Below are 20,468 nucleotides of genomic sequence, written 5' to 3'. Positions count from 1 at the left end.
TTATAAACAGATTGCTTATACTTTTTCTTTTTTACGGTTTTTCTCCGCCATCATTTCATGCAGCGTTTTCTTGGCAGGTTTCATCGGAACGCGGTTGTCCGTCCAGCCCAGTTGCTTGCTCGGCGTCAATGCACGGAATTTGGTGGCTGCCCAACCGAATGCTCGGTAGGTTTTGCTGCCGCTGAAAATGCCGTTGAATGTGCGCCATGCCATTTGTTCGCCGAAGGTATGCGATGCGCCTTGTCCGCGGATAGGATGCGGTACGACTTCGGTCGGCGAACGTTGCGCTTCGATACGCAGACGTTGCATTTGTTCGGTAATCGGGATGCGTACCGGACAAACTTCCACACACGCACCGCACATGGTACAGGCGGTTGGCAGGTCGCGGGTGGCATCCAGACCCAACAAGTGCGGAGAAATAATTTCGCCAATCGGGCCGGGGTAGGTGGTACCGTATGCCGCGCCACCGATACGGGTATAAACCGGACAATGGTTCATACACGCGCCACAACGGATACATTGCAAGGTACGGCGCATTTGGTCTTCAGCATAGGCTTGGCTGCGGCCGTTGTCGAGCAGGACCAAGTGCATTTCTTGAGGACCGTCCAGCTCTTCGCTACGGCGCGGACCGGTAATCATGTTGAAATAAGTGGTAATGTTCTGACCGATGGCAGAACGCGGCAGCAGGCTGTACAAGGGTGGAATATCCGACAACTTGGCAACTACTTTTTCAATACCGGTAATGGCGATATGCACGGGCGGAACGGTGGTACTCAAGCGACCGTTGCCTTCGTTTTCCACCAGACACAGCGTACCTGTTTCAGCAACAGCGAAGTTCACGCCGCTCAAGCCGACATCGGCAGTGCTGTAAATATCGCGCAGTGCTTTGCGGGCGAAGCCGGTCAGTTGGTCTACGTCGTCCGTTAACGGCGTGCCGAGGTTTTGGTGGAAAAGTTCGCTAACCTGTTCTTTGGTTTTGTGGATAGCAGGCATCACGATATGGGTCGGTTTTTCGCCTGCCATTTGGACGATAAATTCGCCCAAGTCGCTTTCTACCGCTTTAATGCCTTTTGCTTCAAGATAATGGTTCAGCTCGATTTCCTCGCTGACCATCGATTTGCCTTTGACCATCAGCTTGCCGTTTTTGGCAGTAATGATGTCATGGATGATTTCGCAGGCTTCGACCGGTGTTTCCGCCCAGTGTACTTTCACACCCAACTTAGTCAGGTTTTCTTCCAATTGCTCCAACAGTGCGGGTAATTTGGACAGAGAACGCTGGCGGACGTGTTCGCACAAATCGCGCAGACTTTGCAGCTCTTCTTCGTCGGTCAAAACGGCTTTACGTTTGGTCATCAGCATATCCATCGCGGTACGCAGGCTTTTACGCAAAGGCTTGTCTTGAAGGGAAATTGCGGCGTTTTGTTTGAAAGTTTCCGGCTTCATGTGGAACTTGATGGTTTGCGTAGTCATGCGTTTTCCTCCAAATCGGCAGGGGAAATATGGTCAGGCAGGATGGCGAGAATGACCAAATCACGCGGACCGTGCGCGCCGTAAGCAAGCGTCAGCTGGATATCTGCGGTTTTGGACGGACCGGAAATCAGGAAAACATTGGTCGGCATGCCATTTTCCACCAGTTTTTCACCTTCGACAGCGTTGTGAAATTCGTTATACATTTTTGCCGTATCAAACAGGCAGAAATGCACGGGCGGAACAAGACTTAAAGTACGCGGCTCTTCGGGGCTGGAAAACAGCATCAGCGTACCGGTACGGGCGATGCCGCATTGAGAGCTGCTAAAACCTGCATCGATGTTTGAGAAGAACTCGGTTTTCCAAGTATCGATTTCGCGCTCGAAAGCAATCGGTTCGATATTGCTGTCCACCAGCGCGGCACGGGCAATTTGTCCGTGTTCGGTCGCCAACGGCAGCAGAATGTTTTTCAGACCTTTGCCTTCGGCTGCTTGACGGAATACTTGCGGCCAGCCGGTTTTGGTCACCCAATAAATTTCGGTTTTGACCGCACGCATAGCGACAGCCCAATGTTTCAAACGCTCAACTTCGCTGCCCCAAGAAACACCCATTTCACGGTAATAATCAAAAACCGCAGGCTCTTCCATCGGCAATGCGTCGGCTTTTTTCAGTTTTGCCAAAATATTTTCGCGCGCGCTCATGCTTTGCCTCCGGTACGTTCCAACAAGAAGGATGCGATGTGTTTCGGACGCGGCATATTCGGCTCGTCCTTAGCAATTTTGCCGCCGATGTTCATCATGCAGCCGCAGTCTGCACTGATGATTTCGGTCGCACCGGTTTCTTTCAGAGCGGCAACTTTGTCTGTTACCATCGCGCCGGAAATATCGGCCTGTTTGACAGAGAACGTCCCACCGAAGCCGCAACACTCGCTTTCGTGGTCGTGAACGACGCGCTCGACATTTTCCATGCCGTCAATCAACTGCCAGCCTGACAAATGAACATTCATCTCACGGCGTGCGGCACAGGAAGTGTGAACGGCAACCTTAACCGGCCCGCCTTTGTCTTCAGGCTTGTAGCCGATAGCCAGCAGAAAATGGGTAAACTCCATGATGCGGCCGGCACAATCAATGGCTTTTTGCTCGTACTCGGAGCCTTTAAACAAAGTCGGCCAGTGATGTTTCATCATGCCACCGCACGAGCCGGACGGTACGACGATCGGCCAGTTTTCAGGGAAAAGGTCGAGTTGCGCTTTGGCGACATCAAACGCCTCGGCCGGATGACCGGAAGAGTAGGCAGGTTGGCCGCAGCAGCTTTGCGCCATCGGGTAATGGACCCGTATGCCTTGCTGCTCGATTAAAGTAATGGCATCCATACCGGCTTCCGGCATGAAAAGATCGAGGACGCAGGTACCGAAGAAATAAACATCCGTCGGCTTGCTGTCGAATGTGGTGATTTTTGGAGGAGTGATTGCGCTCATTTTTTTGTTAACGGGGATACCCGTTTTCTCTGTCGAAAATTAAGCGTTTACTTTAAGTAATTGACTGTTGTGGGTCAAGTATAATTTTAAAAAATAATCTTATTTTTCTTACAAACTGCTATCTATTGCTTGCTGCATCTTATATTATTAATTAAGATAATCGTTATCATTACAAGAAGCCGATACCTTTATTCATTTATGAATGTAATCGCGTCTGAACCAATACCGTCCAGGTCGCATTTAAGAACGACAACAGACCGGTATGGAGTACAATCGCTTTATGGAAAAAAGCACCCTCCCCTCCCATACGACCTCCGCCTGGTTACCATTTCTGCTTGCAATTGCCATTTTCATGCAGATGTTGGATGCCACTATTTTAAATACCGCCCTGCCTGAAATTGCCGCCGACCTGAATGAGTCGCCATTAAACATGCAGCTGGCGGTTATTTCCTACACGCTAACCGTTGCCTTGCTGATTCCCTTAAGCGGTTATCTGGCAGACAAATTCGGAACCAAGAAGGTTTTTTTCGGCTCAATTGCCCTCTTCATGCTAGGGTCGGCATTGTGTGCCGCATCCGACTCCCTGCTCGGGTTGGCATTCTCACGCATCATTCAGGGCATAGGCGGTTCGATGCTGGTTCCGATACCGCGCCTGACTATCCTGCGCGTGTATGAAAAATCAAAGCTTCTCAATGCCATTAATTATGCGGTCATGCCTGCATTAATCGGGCCTGTTCTGGGACCTTTGGCGGGAGGTTATCTGGTCGAATATGCTTCATGGCACTGGATTTTCCTGCTCAATCTGCCTATCGGCCTGCTGGGCTTTATATTAGGAAGAAACATTATGCCCGATATTAAAGGCAGCAATACCTCTTTAGACTTCAAAGGTTATCTGATTTTTTCTGCCGCCGCGTGCCTCTTGTTACTTTCAGCAGAAAGCCTGTCTCACGCACTGCCTCCGTATATTTCCCTATGCCTGCTGGGTATGGGTCTGTTGTTTGCACACCGTTATTTAAGACACATGAAAACGGCACCCCATCCGATTTATTCTGCCGATTTATTCCTGATACGCACTTTCCGTCTGGGATTGGCAGGCAACCTGTTCAGCCGTATCGGCATCAGCTCGATTCCCTTCCTGATGCCGTTGATGTTTCAAATCGCTTTCGGTTTCAGCGCAAGCCTGTCAGGCTGGCTAGTTGCACCCGTCGCCCTGTCTTCGCTATTGGTCAAGCCGTTAATCTCCACCTTGATGAAGCGTTTCGGCTACCGCAAGGTGCTGCTTTGGAATACCAAACTGCTTGCCGCCTTCATCATGCTGCTGGCACTGCCTGACGGACACTCTCCGTTATGGATATGGGTTTTGCTCTCGCTGGCAATCGGCACATGCAATTCTTTACAGTTTTCGGCTATGAATACACTGACACTTGCAGATTTACGTCCGCAACAAACAGGCAGCGGCAACAGCCTGATGGCGGTTAACCAGCAACTTGCCATCAGTATGGGGGTTGTTTCCGGTGCGCTGATACTTAAAAACTGGACATTCCTAATGCCTGCCGCCGCCAACCTGCATCCGGCCTTCCGCATGACGCTGCTCAGCATCGGCGGCATTACCCTTGCATCATCGCTGGTTTTCAAACGGCTGCATGTATCAGACGGTGCCAACCTGACAAGAGGCACACGGCCTTAATCCTGCATCCCGACAAAACTTTTACCCGTTCCGGCCTTTAGATTATGATGCTTCATTTCAATGCGTACAGACCCCAAAATACAGGCAATGCCGTCTGAAACCCTATCCCCGATGAAAACACGCAGCCTCATTTCCCTTTTATGCCTCCTTCTCTGTTCATGTTCTTCATGGCTGCCCCCCTTGGAAGAACGGACGGAAAGCCATCATTTCAATACTTCCAAACCCGTCCTCCTGGACAACATCCTGCAAATCCGGCACCCCCCTCATAACAACGGGCTATCCGATATCTATCTGCTGAACGATCCCCACGAAGCCTTTGCCGCGCGCGCAGCCCTCATCGAATCCGCCGAACACAGCCTCGATTTGCAATACTACATCTGGCGCAACGACATTTCCGGCAGACTTCTGTTCAACCTCATATACCTTGCCGCAGAACGCGGCGTACGCGTACGGCTGCTGCTGGACGACAACAACACGCGCGGATTGGACGACCTCTTGCTTGCCCTCGACAGCCATCCCAATATCGAAGTACGCCTGTTCAACCCCTTCGTCTTACGAAAATGGCGTGCCTTAGGCTACCTGACCGACTTTGCCCGCCTCAACCGCCGTATGCACAACAAATCCTTTACCGCCGACAACCGTGCGACCATACTCGGCGGACGCAACATCGGCGATGAATATTTCAAAGTCAGGAACGATACCGTTTTTGCCGACCTGGACATCCTCGCTACCGGCAGCGTCGTTAGCGAAGTTTCATACGATTTTGACCGCTACTGGGCAAGCCATTCCGCCTACAATGCCACGCATATCATCCGTCGCGGAGATATTCCACACGGACTTCAAGAACTCGGCTACGACGACGAAACCGCCAGACAAGCACTCCTCCGTTACCGTGAAACCATCGAACAATCCCCGCTCTACAAAAAAATACAAAACCGGCAGATTGACTGGCAAAGCGTCCAAACCCGCCTAATCAGCGACGATCCCGACAAAGGGCTAGACCGAGACAGCCGCAAACCGCCGATTGCCGACCGCCTGCAAAACGCCCTCAAACAACCCGAAAAAAACGTCTATTTAGTTTCCCCCTATTTTGTCCCCACGAAATCCGGCACACAGGCATTGGCAAAACTGGTTCAAAACGGCATAGGTGTAACTGTCCTGACCAACTCGCTGCAGGCTACCGATGTTGCCGCCGTCCATTCCGGTTACGCCAAATACCGCAAACCCCTGCTTCACTCCGGCATCAAACTTTACGAACTGCAACCCAATCATGCCGTTCCTTCTACCAAAGACAAAGGACTGACCGGCAGCTCCGTTACCAGCCTTCATGCCAAAACCTTCATCGTCGACGGAAAACGTATTTTTATCGGCTCCTTCAACCTCGACCCACGCTCCGCACGCCTCAATACCGAAATGGGCGTAGTCATCGAAAGCCCCCTGATAGCCGGCAAAATGGAGCGCACCCTCGCCCAAACCACCCCTTCCTACGCCTACCGCGTTACCCTCGACAAACACAACCGCCTGCAATGGTATGACCCTGCCACCCAAAAAACCTACTCGAACGAACCGGAAGCCAAACTCTGGAAACGCATTGCTGCAAAAATCCTATCCCTGCTGCCAATCGAAGGTTTATTATAAACATGCCGTCTGAATGTCCTTCAGACGGCATGCAAGAACCCGCAAAGGAAAAAAACATGTATCCGACCATCAAAGTCCTTTTTCTCTGCCTCAACGCGTTCATCCTCGCCTCATGCGCGGCAACCTCCGGCAAACACCGTAGACCGGAATCGGGAGTCCGATACCCGTCCCGACAAATCCAACCCGTCCGCATCAGCCACATCGACCGCACACAAGGCTCTCAAGAACTCATGCTCCACAGCCTCGGCCTTGTCGGTACACCCTACAAATGGGGCGGGAGTAGCACCGCAACCGGCTTCGACTGCAGCGGCATGATTCAATTCGTTTACAAAAACGCCCTTAACGTCAACCTTCCCCGCACCGCCCGCGACATGGCGGCGGCCAGCCGCAAAATCCCCGACAACCGCCTCAAAGCGGGCGACTTGGTATTCTTTAATACGGGCGGCGCGCACCGCTACTCCCATGTCGGACTCTACATCGGCAACGGCGAATTCATCCATGCCCCCAGTAGCGGTAAAACCATCAAAACCGAAAAACTCTCCACACCGTTTTACGCCAAAAACTACCTCGGCGCACATACTTTCTTTACAGAATAGCAGCGACACACCGCAACAAAACAAACGGCAGCATGGCAATGCTGCCCTACGGCTTCAACCCGCAGCCGTAAATCAGGCATAAATACCCGACAAAAAACAGCCGCTGTTCAAAATTGCCATCCCGACAAAAAATGCCGTCTGAAACGCAAAAGCATTTCAGACGGCATCTTCAAATCGAAGATCAGTTGATCAAATAACCTTGGATTTCCTTGGTTTTCGCATTGATTTCTTTAGTACGGCAGTCGGATTGCGCCAAACCGTATTCGTCCCCTCCGGCACATTTGGCATTCAAACCATTCTGCCAGTTTCGGTATTCGGGCATAACGGTTTCGGCAATATCGGCGGGCAATGCCTGAACCGCACCATCCAATGCCGCCTTGGCAGTCCTTTCTTTTTTGTCTGCTTCCCTGATAATTTCGTCAATCACTGCTTTCTTACGGTTGTGCAGCTCTTCCAAGCGTGCTTCGGTTTCCGCCGTTTTGCATGCCAGTTCGCTGATTTTTATGCCGTTTGGCGTTTCACTTTCGGCTTTTGCCTTGCTGGCACAGATTTTATCCATCCCGCTTTTCCATGTTTTCTGTGAGGCTTGCAGCTTGTTTTGGACGGTTTGCGGCAGACCTTTCCAAAATTGTTCAAACTCACTGCGCGACAATTTGTAGCGTTCCTCCCATTCTGATATGCGGGCTGCCTCCTGTTCTTGGCTCAATACCTCCTGCGCCGCTGCTTCTTCTGCCTCGCGCGCCTCCTGTGCCGCCGCTTCCGCTGCTTCAAGCTCTTCATTCATTTTCTTCGCTTTGTCCAACGGCTCCTTAATCAATGCCATAGACACCAGCTCGCTGACCGGACGGATGACTTCGTACGTCTGATTCAGCTCGGCAAAGATTTTGCTTTTGTCGTCTGTCGGCTGGACGCTGTAAGAAATAGTTTTGATGTAATACGCGCCTTCTTTGCGGTAGTAGCGTTCAAAAAAATCGGGCGTTTTTTTATAACTGTTGCCTACTGTCCGGTTAGCGGCAACGGCATAACCGACGACATCCTCCGGCACTTCCAACTTCAGCGTGGCTTCGCATTTCAATTTGCTGGAAGTGTCGGTTTTTTCGGCAGTACGGATTTCATCGATGGTTATGCCCAAACGTTCGATCATGCTGCGGATATGCGATATGCCGATGTCGGCAAATGCCTGTTCTTTGAATGCGTCATCGTCAAAAGTTTTGACGGTTTCCCCTTCGACATTGTCGCGGATAAGTTTGACCAAAATCTCTTTAGCCTCTTCGCTTCCGCAGGAAACCTCCTTCTCGAAAAACGGATTGCTTATACCCAAACGGTCGCAGCCCGACAAAATCAGCATACTTGCCAATGCCAGTGCGGATAAATTTTTTCCCATCGGTTTTCCTTTTCATTCAGACAGACCGTACGTTTATCTGTGTATTCCGGTACACATACAATACTGTAAAGTACAAGTCTTTAAATTCATGCGAATTATCATATCGGGATTACAGGATGCCGACAAGCCTTTATTTGGCTTGCGCTTTCCTTATATTTCCTTGCGGCTTGACGCATTTCCCGCCAAAGCAACATAAGCGGTTGCGATATTGATAACTTACCCGCCTGATGAGCATCTTTTTCCAAAGCCCGTACCAAACCGCCCGACGGTTTTTAGCCGGTGTTTCAGACGGCATTTGCGGAATGCTGTCTTGATATCAATCCTTGTCGTAAACGATATGCTTGTTATGTATGCTTTTTTTACTTTTTTGCAGTTGCAGGCTGGCAGCATCGCCCAAACGTAGGGCTAGCCCGATGGCGAGAATGTCGATAACGGCAAGTTGAAGCAGGCGTGAAACCATGGGCGTGTAAAGTTCCGCATTTTCCTGAGTGGCTATGCTCAATACGCAATCGGCCATTTGTGCCAAAGGAGATTCGTTGCGCGTCAACGCAATAATCGACGCACCGTTTTCTTTGGCGATACTGACCGCATCCAGAAGCTCGATTGACGAACCGGTATTGGAAATGGCGATAAGGACGTCTTCACTGGAAAGGACGGAAGCCGCCATCAATTGCGTATGGGTATCGACATAGGCAACGGTGGACATACCGAAGCGGAAGAATTTGTGTTGCGCGTCTTGGGCGACAATACCTGAATTGCCGACTCCGTAAAACTCGACACGGCGGGCATGCATCAATGTGGCAATCGCATTTTCAAGTTCGGATTCTTTCAGAAAGCGGCGCTCGCCCAAGAGGGAGGCCGCGGCATTGCCCAATACTTTTTCGACCACGCTTGACATGTCGTCATCCACATTGAGCTCTTCATGAACATAGGGCATACCTTCATGACCGATACTGGCGGATAATGCAAGTTTGAACTCGGGCAGCCCTTTGTAGCCCAGGCTGCGGCAAAACCGGATAACGGTCGGTTGGCTGACGGAGGAGTGTTCGGCAATCTCGGCAACAGCCGCATGAACAAACCATTTGGGTTTTGCCAATGCACATTCGGCTACTTTACGTTCCGCGCCAGAAAGGTCTGCCAGTGATTCGCTGATTTTGCTTAACATAATGATATACCCTTCGATAATCCAGCCCGCCGTAAAAGGCGATATGGTTAAACGTTTCTCAAATGGTTGTCGAGAGCTACTGCCGCACCGGAAATTCCGGGAAACTCGCTCAATACGACATAGACGGGAATCGCGGCAAGATATGCTTCAAACCTGCCCTTATTCTCAAAACGGCTGCGGAACGGGGAGGTTTTAAAGTATTCCAGCACGCGGGGAATAATGCCGCCGCACAAGTATACACCGCCGCGTGCGCCCAGCATCAATGCATGGTTGGAAGCGACGGTACCGAGCATGGCGCAAAAGATGTCTAAAGTCTGACGGCACAAAGGGGACGAACCGCCCAATGCTTTTTCCGTAATTTCAGAAGGCGGCAATTTTACCGATTTGACTTTCTGCTTTACCGCCAACGCTTCATAAATCAGGCTTAAGCCTGCACCGCTGAGGAAGCGTTCTGCAGAAACATGACCGTATTTGTTTTTGGCATATTGCCAAATCAAAACCTCCATATCGTCAAACGGAGGAAAAGTCCCATGTCCGCCCTCGCCTGCCAAAGCCACCCAGCCTGCCGCACTGTGTACCAGTCCGCTTACGCCCAAGCCTGTTCCCGGACCGATGACTGCTTTCGGTGCAAACTCGACCGGTTTTTGTCCGCCGATTTGCAAGAGATCGCAATCGTCCGTCAAGGTAACCGCCAAAGCCTGCGCAGTAAAATCATTCAGCAGAATCAAGGTTTCCAGACCCAAAGCTTGACGGGTCGTTTCGATGGAGAAGGCCCAATGATGGTTGGTCATCTGCACCCAATCGCCCAATATCGGGTTGGCAATGGCAAAAGCCGCATGTTTCACATTTTCCGTACTGCTTTGATTCAAATAGGCGCGTGCGGCATCTGTAAGCGTATCATAATCACTACATGGAAAAACAGCCGCTTTTTCAATCACACGCGGAGCGGTTTCCAATGCGAAGCGTGCATTCGTACCACCGATATCGGCGACCAAACGAGGATAAGCTTCAGTGTGCATAGTAGACATGGCAGTTAATTCCTTGGTGATTGAGAATCAGACTGGTCGGATATTCGGTATCAGCCCTTGCAGCAGCCTTATCGAATACCTCTTTTTTCTCTGGGCCTTGAATAGCCAAAAATACATTCGGCGTTTTGGCAATCGCACCCAAAGTCATGCTCACACGCTCATGCGGCGCGGTAACCGGCGTAGTATGAATCAATGTCGGGTCATCGGCTTCATTGATTGCGGCCTGTAATTGAGGCGCTTGAGGGAACAACGACGCCGTATGCCCGTCTTCGCCCATGCCCAACACCAGCACGTCAGGTTGCTTGTAATGTTTCAATGCATAAGCAACAACAACTTCAGGTTGTAATTCAGTTTCAGACTTTCCGTCTTCAACAACAGGAATCCATGTGGCAGTGGCCGCGTTATTTTTGAGCAAATATTCGCGTACCAAGCCTGTATTGCTGTCGGCATGCGTGGTCGGAACGATACGCTCGTCCACCAATGTGATGCTGACATTTTGCCAATTTAAATCTTTTTGCGACAAAGCCTCGAAAAACGCAATCGGCGAACGACCGCCGGAAACGGCCAAAACCGCATGGCCTTTCTCATTCAGCGCGGCTTGCAATGCGGCGGCAACAGCATCGGCGAGAGCTTGCGCGGCAGTTGCAGCGTTTTCTTGTTCGTGCCAAACAAACATGTTTCGTCCTTTCATGGTTTCAGACGGCCTTTTGTTGGAAAACAAGGCCGTCTGAAAGAAATATTATTGCTCTTCGTGCCACTTGTTGCCGTCACGGGCCAACAGCGCGCGCGCAGCTTCAGGACCCCAAGAATGGGCTTCGTAAGCATGTGGAGGCGTTGTATTGTTCGCCCAGTTTTCCAAAATCGGCATCACATATTCCCAAGCGGCTTCGAGTTCGTCACGACGGTTGAACAAAGCGAGTTTGCCGTTAATCACATCCAGCAGCAGGCGCTCATAAGCCTCGGCGCGGCGGCCTTCGACGGCTGTGCCCAAGTCCACGCCAATCGGTGTCACTTCGACTTTATTGCCTGCACCCGGAGTTTTCACTTGCGTGTAAAGGCGGACGGATTCGGTCGGTTGTAGTTCAATAACCAAACGATTCGGCGCAGGTTGGCTGTTGTCAAAAATATGGTTTTGCAGCGGACGGAAGTTCAACACGATTTCCGCCACTTTGCCTGCCATGCGTTTGCCGGTACGCAGGTAGAAAGGTACGCCTTTCCAACGCTCGTTTTCGATTTCGGCTTTGATGGCGACATAGGTTTCAGTGAAACTGTCTTTCGGTACATCGACTTCTTCCAGATAGCCATTCATGCCGTTTGACGCAACATATTGTCCGCGAATCACATTTTCATTGACGGATTCGATGGTCAGCGGTTTCAGCGATTTGATGACTTTCACTTATATATTGCGTCCCATCAGAGGGGCGCATTACTTTTCTTAACATTCCCCTTTGACAGCCAAGTGAAAGGGGCTTTTTTATGTCAGCAGCAAATGTAATATTTTCCTGTTCGTACTGGAGAATATTTAAAAAATCAGATTCTTGTGTTTTGTGTTTTTATCTGTTCCGAAATGGAGAACCGCATAAACTAACTCAGCAAGAGAATTTTTCAAAGCTTTATCAAGCGTTCGATTATATAGATTCGATTGATTCGAATTTTCCGGTAATTATCACAACAGACGGTTGTTGTCTTTCTTCTTGATCTTTAAAAATTTGTCAGGGTTTGGCTTTCGGTCGTTGACCGTCGGACGCGCTTTAGCGCGGCAGACGGGAAACGGCTGAAAGCCCCCCCCTTGACTAACAGGGGGGGAGCGAAATTAAAAACCAATTCCAAGAGTAGTGAACGAATGAGTGAAGTTGAATATTTCTCGCACTTTATATCGGACGGAAAAGGAAAGCTTTTAGAAATTCCTCAGCGAAGAGGTAAGCAAGATGGAGTTTTCGTTGATTGGATTTCATTCACATTCCATGAAGATACTTTACTGAAAGTTTCCGGTTGCCCTTTATTTTCTGATGCTGAATACATGTATGTATTAAGCGGAAAGCTGGAAGAAATTCTAGGTTTCGGCATAACGCGCAAATGTAAATCTAGGGGCAACAAATTCTATGAATCCATGTTCAGGCTAGGTTCAGACGATGTTGATTATGGTGAGGTGCATTTCGGAGGTCAGCGAAATACTGTTTTGGTTGAGTTGAAAGGTACTGGTTGCAGCGTTGCAAGTCCGGGTTGGGAGTTGAGGCTAAAGCAGTTTCTTGATGATTCGATAAGGCCAAGAATAACGCGAATTGACCTGGCGCTTGATTTTTTTGACGGAGAGTACACGCCGGATCAGGCGTTGTTAGATCACGATAACGGCTTCTTCGACAACAGTAACCAAAGGCCGAAATCTGAAACGATCGGTACGGCTTGGCGGAATGAGGACGGGAGCGGCAAGACATTTTATGTAGGTCGCAAGAAAAATTCTCGTTTTGTTCGTGTTTATGAGAAAGGCAGGCAGCTTGGCGATAAAGATAGCAAGTGGGTAAGGTTCGAGATCCAGTTTAATTATGGAGATATCGAAATACCCTTGGATATTTTAATAAATCAGGGTTCTTATTTCTGTGGAGCTTTCCCAATTTGTAGAAAGTTCAAAAATATGCCGGTTCCCGAAAGGTTCGATCAGAGAAAGAAAACGCTTAATCTAACTTTTGAGCATAAATTGCATTACGCGAAAAACGCAGTTGGAAAACTGGTCAATTTCATGATTGAAATGGGTTTTGACAACAGCGAAATTGTGGAATCTTTAAAGGCAGATTCGGGATTTCCCAAAGGATTAGAACCTGAAAAATATGCTCTGGAAATGTTAAGGGACGGGTTAAAACACGGTTTTATTCATGAACAGCCGGATATTGATCTAGAGATTGAACTTGATGAATTGGGGGTTATTGATTTTATAAATTCTGACAAATTCGATAGGGAAAAAAGGCTTTTTAGTCCTGATTATGATGCCGAAAAAGAAAGGAAATATCAGGAATATTTAGATAAAGTTTATCATCAAAATGTAGATTATGATTATTTTTAAAGGAAATCAAAATGTTTAATCAAAACCAAACTGTAACTTATCCTGCAACTTTTTTGGGAGCCAAAAAATTCAAAGGAGAAATTGATGGCTCAAATATCGATACTTGTTCTGTATTGGTTGCAACATCTTTACCGGTACAGTCGGGAAATGCTGTTGGATTCACGGCGGCACAAATGAAATTCGGGGACAGTAAGAATTTCTCAAGGTTAGAGAATCTCAAATACCCCTGCGAAGTTATGGTAACGGTTGAAATGACTTCGACAGGTAAAGGCATGGTTCCGTCATTAATTGATTTTCAGGTGGCTGAAAAACCGAAAGGTTGATTTATGAAATATGAGGAGCGGTTTATCGTTCAAGATTTGGAAACGCATGAATTCATCTATCCCGATCCGTTCGGGGATGTCGGATTTACGCAAAATCTAAAGTCTGCCGGTCATTTCGAAAGCTACGAAGATGCGTTGAATTCGGGCATAAATGAAATAGGCGGAGGTTTCCAAATATTTCAGTTTTTCGTGAAATCGGAATAAGAGCAAAACAGGCTCGGCGGGCGGTCTGTCAACCTTTCACAAAGCCCGCAAAGAGGATAAAAAATGAATTCGACTAAATTAATAGTTGGTTGGGTTGTGTGCCTGTTTTTATTCATGTTTGCTTTGTTATATTTCATGAATTAATAAATAAAATAATTCGGGAACAGGCTTCGCCCGGATTTAAACCTAAGAAGCCGTCTTACTTAAACTTAAAAAAGGAAAAGAGCGATGAACATCGTTAAAAAATATGCTGTGAAAGCAGCATTGGCAGCCGGTATCTTCACACCGGCTATTGTTCTGGCAGATGACTTTAATGCGGCAGCAATTGGCACGCAGGTGGCTAATGTAATCATGGGTTTCGTTGCCATGGTTTCCGCCGTGGGTATGGCGGCCATTACCGTCATTTTGGCAATCCAAGGCTTCAAAATGGCTTGGAGCATGATCAAATCTGTTAAATAACAGAAGTGAAGAAAAAGGGGCGCATAAATGGGCTACCGTGTCGGCATGAACTGTTTTGATACAAGATTGCAGGCAGACGACTATTTATTGTCGTCCCTCCCTCCTACTGTTACCCAGGACGGAAAAATAATCAGGCCGGAAAGGGTGGGCGAAAAATGGGTGTTGAATGGCAATCCGGTTACGTTGTCTTATCCGGAATGTTCCAATTACGAACAGGTTAAATATGGCTCTTATCTTGGTTCGACGGTTTTAATTCTGTTCGTAGTCATCTACGGTTTCAGGCTTCTGATTAATTTTTTGAAAGACATGGGCAAGGTTGGGATTGATTGATGGTTATTGATTTTTGGTTTCTTCTTGGTTTTTTCTTGGCTCTGTCTGTCGCTTTGATATTTATATGACGTGTTTTAAAATCAGGCTTTTAATTAAATAGTTGAGGCTTGAATTATGTTCTATTTGTCTGAAGATGAATTGAAATTCAAACAAAATACAAATCCTGATTATTTTAATGAGAAACTTTGTCATATTTTTATATCGGAAATGTTTAGACTTAAGGATATGTATCCGATTTCCGATTTTACAAATGTTGTAAGAAAAGCATCTCAATATTTTTTAAATAGAACATATCTTGATGATATGGTAGTTTTTTTTGAGGATGGCTCTTTTCTGAAATTTCAGTTTTTAGAAAATGGCTTTGAATGTAAAGAATTCTATGATGGTCAAATTTCAACGGCTTTTTATTACGGTCGTTATTCTATTAGGCTTTAATTCATCGTATGCAGAAGAATTGTTTGTTGAACCAAGTGGAAGAGTCCGCGTATCAACAGGCGAATTCAATGAGAATGGCGTTAAAACTTGGCGTTATCTTGATAGAGGAAGAGGTGGACTCGGTGGCAATATGTTCTATCATGAGATACAAAAATCATTGCCGGTTGTTCATTCTTCAACAGGAGCACGTTCTCTTGAAAGAATTCCTGTTAAAGTAACTGCATCAGTTTCCCGCGCCGGAGTCTTGGCAGGCGTTGGCGCATTAGTCCGCCAAGGCGCAAAACTAGGCACAAGAGCGGTTCCCTATGTCGGAACTGCTCTTTTAGCCTATGACATATATAAAGAATTAAATCCGGAGCTTGAAAAAGCAGGTTTCCGATATTCAGAAGATATTGGAGATTACGTCAAATATTACGATAACGCATTGTGTAAAGGCAGATTCAGGAGTGAACCAGGTTATTTCTCATGTGTTGGAGTTGATTCATCCGAATTATTGGCTTTGTCTCAAGGCGGACAACGCGCTAAGGAAACTCAGGATTTATTAGTTAGAAGGGTTAAAAGCGATTTTGAAAGAATTGCGGATGTTTTGGGTAAAGATTACGGCGAACCTAATAGATTTAAAAAAATTGATTACTGTTTTTATAATGAAGATATTTCTGTTTCATGTTCTTTTGGGGATCTTTTATTACGGTATAGTTTGCAACATGAAATTAAAAAGTCAGACCCCGATCCAAATTCATTTAATGATCTGATTGCAAAAAAGGTCGATGCCAATCCAGATAGATTTATCAAAGCAACAAACTTCCCCGGTTACAAGGAAGATGTCGAAGTCGCACCCGGCACAAAACTGAACATCGGCCCGGTAACCGACAAAAGCGGGAATCCCGTACAAGTCCTTGTCAGTTTCGGGCGCGATTCCCAAGGCAAAACAACAGCCGATGTTCAAGTAACACCACGTCCCGATCTCACGCCAGGAAGCGCGGAAGCTCCCAATGTCCGCCCGTCGCCTGATACATCACCGGCAACGAACCCATCAAACAACCCGAATCCCAATGAGCAACCCGGCACACGTCCCAATCCCGAACCTGACCCGGACACAAATCCCGAACCGAACGTGCAGCCCGGAACAAGTCCGGGGTCTCCGGTATCACCGGCAAATGGCAGGGACGGCAAAGACGGAAAGGACGGCAAAGACGGCGGTCTTTTGTGCCGTTTCTTCCCGAATATTCTGGCATGTGACCAGCTTCCGGAGCCGTCAGCCGATTCCGATCCGCAGCTTCCAAATGAGACGGTTAACGTTGAGTTTGAGAAATCCGGAATCTTTCAAGATTCCGCTCAGTGTCCCGCACCTGTCACGTTCACGATAACCGTGCTTGATTCAAGCAAACAGTTCGCGTTCAGCTTTGAGAACGCATGTACGATAGCCGAAAGGCTGAGGTACATGCTTCTCGCCCTTGCTTGGGCTGTTGCCGCCTTTTTCTGTATCCGCACAGTATCCCGTGAAGTCTAGCAGGCGAAGCACCGCCGGGCTTCAGTAACCTTTGTTCAGGCAGGGGGAGGATGTCCGTAAAGAATCGTAAAGGCGGGTTTTTTCGCCTTTATGATTCTTTATGGATACCCCTTGCCGCTCGGACAAAGAAACACACTCTGCCCGGGGGCAGGTGGTAAGGCGAGTGCTTTTTTCGCCGTCCCCCTGCCCGCGCGGCGTCGCAAGTGAGACTAGGGGGTGTGGGGGACTAGTCCCCCGCAAAGCGTTCAGCTTCGGAAACTTGAGCCAAAGCCAGGCGAACCGCCAGAGCTGGGCGAAGCCAGGCGCATCGCCGGAGAGCTGGGCGAAGCCGGGCGAAGCACCGGAGAGCTGGGCGAAGCCAGGGCGAAGCACCGGAGAGCTGGGCGAAGCCAGGCGAAGCACCGGAGAGCTGGGCGAAGCCGGGAGAACCGCCAGAGCCGGACGAAGCCGGGAGAACCGCCAGAGCTGGGCGAAGCCAGGGCGAACCGCCGGAGAGCTGGGCGAAGCCAGGCGCATCGCCGGAGAGCCGGACGAAGCCAGGGCGAAGAACCGGAGAGCTGGGCGAAGCCAGGGCGAACCGCCGGAGAGCTGGGCGAAGCCAGGCGCATCGCCGGAGAGCTGGGCGAAGCCGGGCGAAGCACCGGAGAGCTGGGCGAAGCCAGGCGCATCGCCGGAGAGCTGGGCGAAGCCAGGCGAATCGCCGGAGAGCTGGGCGAAGCCAGGGCGAAGCACCGGAGAGCTGGGCGAAGCCAGGCGAAGCACCGGAGAGCTGGGCGAAGCCAGGCGCATCGCCGGAGAGCCGGACGAAGCCAGGCGCATCGCCGGAGAGCTGGGCGAAGCCAGGGCGAAGCACCGGAGAGCTGGGCGAAGCCAGGGCGAACCGCCGGAGAGCTGGGCGAAGCCAGGCGAATCGCCTGAGAGCTTGGCGAAGCACCGCCGGGCTTCAGTAACTTGTGCCAAGGCAGGGGGAGGATGTCTGTAAAGAATCGTAAAGGCGGGTTTTTTCGCCTTTATGATTCTTTACGGATACCCCTTGCCGCCCCGCCAAAAGAACACACTCTGCCCGTGGGCAGGGTGATAGGCGCGCGCCTTTTGCGCCGTTCCCCCTGCCCGCGCGGCGTCGCAAGTGAGACTAGGGGGTGTGGGGGACTAGTCCCCCGCAAAGCGTTCAGCTTCAGAAACTTTGGCCACAATCAGGCGAAGCAGCGCACTTTGCGAGCGAAGCCGCAAACAGCCGAGAAGCGCGGGGGGGAATTGGCGATAAGCGCGAGGGGGGTGTCCCCACAGCGCCGCCGCGTCGCGAATGCGACGCAAATCTTTCAGATTAAGAAACATTTGTTTAATGAGGCAACCGTGCCTTTTAAGAAAGGGAGAGCAAATGAAATTGTTGGCCGCATTGATTCCGCTCTTGATGAGCGTCGCAGGCCGTATATTGACTGCATTAGGCTTGATGGCCGTGACCTATGCCGGTGTAGATAGGCTGGTTATGAAGTTTCAGCATGCAATACAGGAAAGCGTGACAGGCGCACCTCAGGCAATGTTGCAGCTTTTTTATATAAGCGGTGGCGGCACCGTTCTTAATATCCTGTTTGGCGCAATCGCATTCATTCTGTCATTTAAACAAATGACGAAATTGGCAACCTCAATAGGGAAGAAAAAATAATGGCGGAGATTTGTCTTATTACGGGTACGCCCGGTTCAGGGAAAACATTGAAGATGGTTTCCATGATGGCGAACGATGAAATGTTTCAGCCCGATGAAAACGGCATGCGCCGTAAAGTATTCACAAACATAAAAGGCTTGAAAATCCCCCATATATACATCGAGACGGACGCAAAGAAACTGCCGAAATCGACAGATGAGCAGCTATCAGCGCACGATATGTACGAATGGATAGAGAAACCCGAAAACATCGGGTCTATTGTCATTGTGGACGAAGCGCAAGACGTATGGCCGGTACGCTCGGCAGGTTCGAAAATCCCGGATAATGTTCAGTGGCTTAATACACACCGCCATCAGGGTATTGATATATTTGTTTTGACACAAGGCCCTAAGCTGCTGGATCAAACGCTTAGAACGCTTGTGAGGAAGCATTATCACATTGCATCAAACAAGATGGGTATGCGTACACTTTTAGAATTTAATTCATGCGCCGATGACCCTCTTAAAATGGTATCAAATGGATTTTCAAGCATTTATACGCTTGATAAAAAAGTTTATGACTTGTACGAATCCGCAGAGGTTCATACCGTAAATAAGGTCAAACGGTCAAAGTGGTTTTATACTTTGCCGGTAATAATATTGCTGATTCCCGTGTTTGTCGGCCTGTCCTATAAAATGTTGAGTAGTTACGGAAAAAAACAGGAAGAAACGGCATCTAAAGAGGAATCGGCTTCAGAATTAAAAGATAATTCGGCTTCATCAGCAAATATAGAAACTGTTCAGTCGTCTAATGGAAATTTGACACCTGAAATGTTCGTGCCGGTATTGCCTGAAAAACCTGAAAGTAAACCAATTTATAATGGCGTGAGACAGGTAAAAACATTTGAGCATATAGCAGGCTGTATAGAAGGTGGCAAAACAGGTTGCACATGTTATTCCCAACAGGGAACGCCTTTAAAGGAAATCACAAAGGAAATGTGCAAGGATTACGCAAGAAACGGATTGCCTTTTGATCCGTATAAAGAAGAAAATCAGCAAAATGTAGAGCAGAAAGAAACTGCCATGAAAGATGACAAGCCCAAAGTTGTTTCAATGGGTGGGAAGCCACAACAAAATTTGATGTACGACAACTGGGAAGAACGCGGAAAACCGTTTGAGGGAATCGGCGGAGGCGTTGTAAATTAGAAAGTTCTTTCTAAAATCATATGTTTATAAAAATATTGAAATATTTTCTTGCAGTACTACATAATATGTAGTATTATAAGCATATGGAAACAGCGCAATCGCGCAAACTGCGCCTCGGGTTATCAGGGGTAAGGAAATGAAAATGAAAGCAATCCAAATCAACATCGTCGCAAAAACTGAAATGGCTAAAGCTGCCGCCGACTACATCAACGGCTTGGCAATGGCAAACGGTTTCTCAACAGCCATGACTGACGAAGAATTGAGCCAATATAAAGGCTGGTTTGAGGGACAAATTCAAGAATGTGATGAATATATCGCCTCAAATTTGGTCATTGAATATGAAGAAATCGAACTTGACGACGAGGAATAAAACGCAAGCCGCCTGAAATATGGCGGCTTTTTTGAAAGGAAAAATATGACACACCCTAATAGAAATTGGCACCGTCGCTGGACGGTTGATTTTGAAACGCAAACGGCCAGCCATGAAGACGGCTGGGTTTTTAAGTTTGAAAAAGTTTCAGACGGCGTTTTTGACGGCAAATTAATCAATCAGCCGGAAAACATCACGCTTGAGCAAATTAAAAATGCGCCGAGAATAGCACGTGAAGCCGGTGAAGCTTGGACAAGGGCAAGGAAATCATTATCATGATGAACGATTTTGAGATAGGCTACACGCCAAAAAATCTAAAGTTCATTAGACAGAATTCAGGGAGAACGCAGAAAGAAATAGCGGATGCTTTAGAAGTGTCTTTGGTAACGGTTCAGAGGTGGGAGATGCCTGTGAATGTGAATAGTCATATTGATATGCCGTATAAAAAATGGCTTGAATTTATAGAGCTTTTTAAATAAAAGCCTTTTTT

The 20,468-nt window shown here is 48.4% G+C and carries 22 protein-coding genes and 1 pseudogene; 15 read left to right on the top strand and 8 right to left on the bottom strand.

What is annotated here, in order from left to right; all coding sequences use genetic code 11:
* Positions 1-15: 15 nt before the first annotated feature.
* From BBW69_RS02775 to BBW69_RS02765, 3 genes are read right to left on the bottom strand one after another with little or no spacing between them, the layout of a single operon-like run.
* A complete protein-coding gene (locus BBW69_RS02775) occupies positions 16-1,470 on the bottom strand; it encodes a LutB/LldF family L-lactate oxidation iron-sulfur protein (RefSeq protein WP_188210341.1) in 1,455 nt (484 codons plus the stop codon).
* Positions 1,467-2,168 carry a lactate utilization protein C gene (locus tag BBW69_RS02770; RefSeq protein WP_188210340.1) on the bottom strand — a complete coding sequence of 234 codons (702 nt, stop codon included), beginning with the start codon at positions 2,166-2,168 and terminating at the stop codon, positions 1,467-1,469. Before BBW69_RS02770 ends, BBW69_RS02775 begins: the two co-directional genes overlap by 4 nt.
* Positions 2,165-2,944 carry a (Fe-S)-binding protein gene (locus BBW69_RS02765; protein ID WP_188210339.1) on the bottom strand — a complete coding sequence of 260 codons (780 nt, stop codon included), beginning with the start codon at positions 2,942-2,944 and terminating at the stop codon, positions 2,165-2,167. Before BBW69_RS02765 ends, BBW69_RS02770 begins: the two co-directional genes overlap by 4 nt.
* A gap of 280 nt (positions 2,945-3,224) precedes the next feature.
* Here BBW69_RS02765 and BBW69_RS02760 point away from each other — a divergent pair, with 280 nt between their 5' ends.
* From BBW69_RS02760 to BBW69_RS02750, 3 genes are all read left to right on the top strand, one after another.
* Positions 3,225-4,631 (top strand): MFS transporter, encoded by a 1,407-nt coding sequence (locus BBW69_RS02760; RefSeq protein ID WP_188210338.1) that lies wholly within the window; start codon positions 3,225-3,227, stop codon positions 4,629-4,631.
* A 111-nt stretch (positions 4,632-4,742) separates the two neighbouring features.
* Positions 4,743-6,269, top strand: a complete 1,527-nt coding sequence (locus BBW69_RS02755) for a phospholipase D family protein (RefSeq protein WP_188210468.1) — start codon at positions 4,743-4,745, stop codon at positions 6,267-6,269.
* A 56-nt stretch (positions 6,270-6,325) separates the two neighbouring features.
* The gene (locus BBW69_RS02750; protein ID WP_107860112.1) at positions 6,326-6,865 is read left to right on the top strand and encodes a C40 family peptidase; all 540 of its coding nucleotides are present in this window, start codon (positions 6,326-6,328) and stop codon (positions 6,863-6,865) included.
* 181 nt (positions 6,866-7,046) lie between these two features.
* Here the strand turns inward: BBW69_RS02750 and BBW69_RS02745 are convergent, their stop codons facing one another.
* The 5 genes and pseudogenes from BBW69_RS02745 to BBW69_RS02725 all read right to left on the bottom strand — a co-directional run.
* Positions 7,047-8,249 (bottom strand): lysozyme inhibitor LprI family protein, encoded by a 1,203-nt coding sequence (locus tag BBW69_RS02745; RefSeq protein WP_188210337.1) that lies wholly within the window; start codon positions 8,247-8,249, stop codon positions 7,047-7,049.
* Between the two features lie 316 nt (positions 8,250-8,565).
* Positions 8,566-9,414 (bottom strand): DNA-binding transcriptional regulator HexR, encoded by an 849-nt coding sequence (gene hexR / locus BBW69_RS02740; RefSeq protein ID WP_188210336.1) that lies wholly within the window; start codon positions 9,412-9,414, stop codon positions 8,566-8,568.
* 47 nt (positions 9,415-9,461) lie between these two features.
* The gene (locus tag BBW69_RS02735; protein ID WP_188210335.1) at positions 9,462-10,442 is read right to left on the bottom strand and encodes a glucokinase; all 981 of its coding nucleotides are present in this window, start codon (positions 10,440-10,442) and stop codon (positions 9,462-9,464) included.
* A complete protein-coding gene (gene pgl / locus BBW69_RS02730; RefSeq protein ID WP_188210334.1) occupies positions 10,423-11,118 on the bottom strand; it encodes a 6-phosphogluconolactonase in 696 nt (231 codons plus the stop codon). Before pgl ends, BBW69_RS02735 begins: the two co-directional genes overlap by 20 nt.
* 63 nt (positions 11,119-11,181) lie before the next feature.
* A pseudogene (locus BBW69_RS02725) lies at positions 11,182-11,838 on the bottom strand (glucose-6-phosphate dehydrogenase); the annotation flags it as partial.
* Between the two features lie 447 nt (positions 11,839-12,285).
* Between BBW69_RS02725 and BBW69_RS02720 the strand changes: the two are divergent.
* From BBW69_RS02720 to BBW69_RS02665, 12 genes are all read left to right on the top strand, one after another.
* Entirely contained in the window at positions 12,286-13,500 is a 1,215-nt protein-coding gene (locus BBW69_RS02720) for a replication initiation factor domain-containing protein (RefSeq protein WP_188210333.1), read from the top strand.
* Between the two features lie 11 nt (positions 13,501-13,511).
* Positions 13,512-13,823 carry a hypothetical protein gene (locus BBW69_RS02715; RefSeq protein ID WP_108043994.1) on the top strand — a complete coding sequence of 104 codons (312 nt, stop codon included), beginning with the start codon at positions 13,512-13,514 and terminating at the stop codon, positions 13,821-13,823.
* Between the two features lie 3 nt (positions 13,824-13,826).
* On the top strand, positions 13,827-14,027 hold the full coding sequence (locus BBW69_RS02710) for a hypothetical protein (RefSeq protein ID WP_108043995.1): 201 nt from the start codon (positions 13,827-13,829) through the stop codon (positions 14,025-14,027).
* Positions 14,028-14,255: 228 nt separating this feature from the next.
* Positions 14,256-14,486, top strand: a complete 231-nt coding sequence (locus tag BBW69_RS02705) for a hypothetical protein (protein WP_188210332.1) — start codon at positions 14,256-14,258, stop codon at positions 14,484-14,486.
* A gap of 27 nt (positions 14,487-14,513) precedes the next feature.
* Entirely contained in the window at positions 14,514-14,816 is a 303-nt protein-coding gene (locus BBW69_RS02700; RefSeq protein WP_188210331.1) for a hypothetical protein, read from the top strand.
* Positions 14,817-14,930: 114 nt separating this feature from the next.
* Entirely contained in the window at positions 14,931-15,251 is a 321-nt protein-coding gene (locus BBW69_RS02695; RefSeq protein WP_118817940.1) for a hypothetical protein, read from the top strand.
* Positions 15,252-15,381: 130 nt separating this feature from the next.
* A complete protein-coding gene (locus BBW69_RS02690; protein ID WP_370628308.1) occupies positions 15,382-16,761 on the top strand; it encodes an IgG-binding virulence factor TspB family protein in 1,380 nt (459 codons plus the stop codon).
* A 1,378-nt stretch (positions 16,762-18,139) separates the two neighbouring features.
* A complete protein-coding gene (locus tag BBW69_RS02685; protein WP_188210329.1) occupies positions 18,140-18,424 on the top strand; it encodes a DUF2523 domain-containing protein in 285 nt (94 codons plus the stop codon).
* Positions 18,424-19,608, top strand: a complete 1,185-nt coding sequence (locus BBW69_RS02680) for a zonular occludens toxin family protein (protein WP_188210328.1) — start codon at positions 18,424-18,426, stop codon at positions 19,606-19,608. The genes BBW69_RS02685 and BBW69_RS02680 overlap by 1 nt, the downstream gene beginning before the upstream one ends.
* Positions 19,609-19,750: 142 nt before the next feature.
* Positions 19,751-19,978 (top strand): hypothetical protein, encoded by a 228-nt coding sequence (locus BBW69_RS02675; RefSeq protein ID WP_188210327.1) that lies wholly within the window; start codon positions 19,751-19,753, stop codon positions 19,976-19,978.
* A 45-nt stretch (positions 19,979-20,023) separates the two neighbouring features.
* Positions 20,024-20,257: a hypothetical protein gene (locus BBW69_RS02670; RefSeq protein ID WP_188210326.1), complete on the top strand. Its 234-nt coding sequence runs from the start codon at positions 20,024-20,026 to the stop codon at positions 20,255-20,257.
* On the top strand, positions 20,254-20,457 hold the full coding sequence (locus BBW69_RS02665) for a DNA-binding transcriptional regulator (protein WP_188210325.1): 204 nt from the start codon (positions 20,254-20,256) through the stop codon (positions 20,455-20,457). Before BBW69_RS02670 ends, BBW69_RS02665 begins: the two co-directional genes overlap by 4 nt.
* The last annotated feature ends 11 nt before the right edge of the window (positions 20,458-20,468 follow it).

It is taken from the genome of Neisseria sp. RH3002v2f (assembly GCF_014596375.1).
GTDB classification, from domain to species: Bacteria; Pseudomonadota; Gammaproteobacteria; order Burkholderiales; family Neisseriaceae; genus Neisseria; species Neisseria cinerea.
Note: the sequence above shows the minus strand (reverse complement) of the source record. Positions and strands in the feature narration are given on the sequence as shown.

Bases quoted from the DNA above. Each gene is read 5' to 3' on its own strand.
- BBW69_RS02775 (WP_188210341.1), bottom strand. From the start codon at position 1,470: ATGACTACGCAAACCATCAAGTTCCACATGAAGCCGGAAACTTTCAAA.
- BBW69_RS02770 (WP_188210340.1), bottom strand. From the start codon at position 2,168: ATGAGCGCGCGCGAAAATATTTTGGCAAAACTGAAAAAAGCCGACGCA.
- BBW69_RS02765 (WP_188210339.1), bottom strand. From the start codon at position 2,944: ATGAGCGCAATCACTCCTCCAAAAATCACCACATTCGACAGCAAGCCG.
- BBW69_RS02760 (WP_188210338.1), top strand. From the start codon at position 3,225: ATGGAAAAAAGCACCCTCCCCTCCCATACGACCTCCGCCTGGTTACCA.
- BBW69_RS02755 (WP_188210468.1), top strand. From the start codon at position 4,743: ATGAAAACACGCAGCCTCATTTCCCTTTTATGCCTCCTTCTCTGTTCA.
- BBW69_RS02750 (WP_107860112.1), top strand. From the start codon at position 6,326: ATGTATCCGACCATCAAAGTCCTTTTTCTCTGCCTCAACGCGTTCATC.
- BBW69_RS02745 (WP_188210337.1), bottom strand. From the start codon at position 8,249: ATGGGAAAAAATTTATCCGCACTGGCATTGGCAAGTATGCTGATTTTG.
- hexR (WP_188210336.1), bottom strand. From the start codon at position 9,414: ATGTTAAGCAAAATCAGCGAATCACTGGCAGACCTTTCTGGCGCGGAA.
- BBW69_RS02735 (WP_188210335.1), bottom strand. From the start codon at position 10,442: ATGTCTACTATGCACACTGAAGCTTATCCTCGTTTGGTCGCCGATATC.
- pgl (WP_188210334.1), bottom strand. From the start codon at position 11,118: ATGTTTGTTTGGCACGAACAAGAAAACGCTGCAACTGCCGCGCAAGCT.
- BBW69_RS02720 (WP_188210333.1), top strand. From the start codon at position 12,286: ATGAGTGAAGTTGAATATTTCTCGCACTTTATATCGGACGGAAAAGGA.
- BBW69_RS02715 (WP_108043994.1), top strand. From the start codon at position 13,512: ATGTTTAATCAAAACCAAACTGTAACTTATCCTGCAACTTTTTTGGGA.
- BBW69_RS02710 (WP_108043995.1), top strand. From the start codon at position 13,827: ATGAAATATGAGGAGCGGTTTATCGTTCAAGATTTGGAAACGCATGAA.
- BBW69_RS02705 (WP_188210332.1), top strand. From the start codon at position 14,256: ATGAACATCGTTAAAAAATATGCTGTGAAAGCAGCATTGGCAGCCGGT.
- BBW69_RS02700 (WP_188210331.1), top strand. From the start codon at position 14,514: ATGGGCTACCGTGTCGGCATGAACTGTTTTGATACAAGATTGCAGGCA.
- BBW69_RS02695 (WP_118817940.1), top strand. From the start codon at position 14,931: ATGTTCTATTTGTCTGAAGATGAATTGAAATTCAAACAAAATACAAAT.
- BBW69_RS02690 (WP_370628308.1), top strand. From the start codon at position 15,382: ATGTTCTATCATGAGATACAAAAATCATTGCCGGTTGTTCATTCTTCA.
- BBW69_RS02685 (WP_188210329.1), top strand. From the start codon at position 18,140: ATGAAATTGTTGGCCGCATTGATTCCGCTCTTGATGAGCGTCGCAGGC.
- BBW69_RS02680 (WP_188210328.1), top strand. From the start codon at position 18,424: ATGGCGGAGATTTGTCTTATTACGGGTACGCCCGGTTCAGGGAAAACA.
- BBW69_RS02675 (WP_188210327.1), top strand. From the start codon at position 19,751: ATGAAAGCAATCCAAATCAACATCGTCGCAAAAACTGAAATGGCTAAA.
- BBW69_RS02670 (WP_188210326.1), top strand. From the start codon at position 20,024: ATGACACACCCTAATAGAAATTGGCACCGTCGCTGGACGGTTGATTTT.
- BBW69_RS02665 (WP_188210325.1), top strand. From the start codon at position 20,254: ATGATGAACGATTTTGAGATAGGCTACACGCCAAAAAATCTAAAGTTC.